The sequence below is a fragment of the Roseburia sp. 1XD42-69 genome, from assembly GCF_003612565.1.
Taxonomy (GTDB): Bacteria; Bacillota; Clostridia; order Lachnospirales; family Lachnospiraceae; genus Roseburia_B.
Genome location: NZ_RAZG01000200.1, coordinates 1 through 1,568, shown reverse-complemented (window position 1 = coordinate 1,568; position 1,568 = coordinate 1). Strand labels below are relative to the sequence as shown.

The 1,568-nt window shown below is 42.7% G+C and carries 1 protein-coding gene; it reads left to right on the top strand.

Annotated features, from left to right (window positions below):
* Window positions 1–164: 164 nt before the first annotated feature.
* Complete coding sequence (locus D7Y06_RS25045; protein WP_120410178.1) at window positions 165–1,490, top strand: IS1380 family transposase; 1,326 nt, start codon at window positions 165–167, stop codon at window positions 1,488–1,490.
* The last annotated feature ends 78 nt before the right edge of the window (window positions 1,491–1,568 follow it).

Here is a 1,568-nt window from a genome sequence, read left to right as displayed (position 1 = left end):
CCTGAATTATTCACGGAATAACAGCATTAACTGCTGAAACCCGCACAGTTACTGTATTTTAATTGAATATTGCTTTTCACTTATTTAGTGAATAGAAAAAGACCTCTATCTATGGTAAAATTTAGGTGTCCAATCCAAATCAAAACCAAAGAAAGGGTCTTTATATGGATATATTAAACACCATAAGCTTAGAAAGCAATAGCCAAATTAAAATTAATTTTGACGGAGGCGATTTATCCTCCGATGCAGGACTTCTCCTGTTCAAAGAGTTCCTGTTTAAGATTGGAGCGGTCAAGCTCGTTAATCGTATGTTCAAAACCAATGATACCGCATGGTTCCGCATCCATAAGGATGATACGAATCTGATGCAGGTAATTTACCAGATTATCAGTTCCTACTTTGAGGATGACTGTGCGGACGAACTGACAAACGAACCTGTTATGACAGTTATTTTAGAGAAGGATGCCCTGGCATCCCAGCCTACCCTGTCACGCTTTTTTAACCGCATGGATGGAGATACGCTCAGCCAGTTAAACCAGATCATCCGTGAACTCCGTAAAGTCATCTATTCCATAAAGAAACCGGAATTCATGCTTTTTGATATTGATTCCACACTTCTTGATACCTATGGGAATCAGGAAGGGGAAGGTTTCAACTACCATTATCAGGCCCACGGTTATCATCCGCTGTTGTGCTACGACGGGCTGACCGGCGATTTGCTAAAAGCACAGCTTCGTGACGGCACCATGTATTGCAGCAAAGAGGCAGATATTTTTATGAAGTCCCTTCTGGATGAATTCCTCTGTGATTTCCCGGATATGCCGCTTTTTCTTCGCGGTGACAGTGGCTTTGCATCACCAGACCTGTATGAAGTTCTTGAAGATAAAAACTGCAAATATGCCATCCGGCTCAAGGAGAATGCAAAACTCCGTGAATTGGCAGAAGAGGAAAACCAGGCACTGTACCGTGCAACGAAATTCAACCAGGTAGATTACGCCGTCGAGTATGGGGCATTCCTATACCAGGCCGGTTCATGGAACCATCCACGCAGGGTGGTCTTTAAAATAGAAAAGCCGTATGGGCAGATGGTCCATCTGTATACCTTTATTGTCACAACACTGGAAATGGAACCTTATCAGGTGATCCAGTTCTATTGCGGAAGAGGCAAGATGGAAAATTTCATCAAGGAATGCAAAAGCGGTTTTGACTTTGCCTCTGTAAGCAGTTCCTCAAAGCTGGTAAACGCGAACCGCCTTCTGGTTCATGCGTTAGCTTATAACCTATTCAATTGGTTTAGACGATTGGCGCTTGCTGCCAGTATGAGAAAACAGCGTATTGATACCATACGATTAAAACTGCTGAAGATAGCCGCAAGGGTGGTAAAATCAGCACGATATAAATATTTCAAGCTATGCAGCAGCTGTCCCTACAAGAAAGAATTCTACGAGACACTGGAAAACATCCGTAACCTGCAGCCACAGTTGGAATAACAACTGTTAATGGACCTTGACAGCCACAATAAATTTCTAACCCTATCACAGGAGAAGTCTGCCCATTTTTAGGCTATC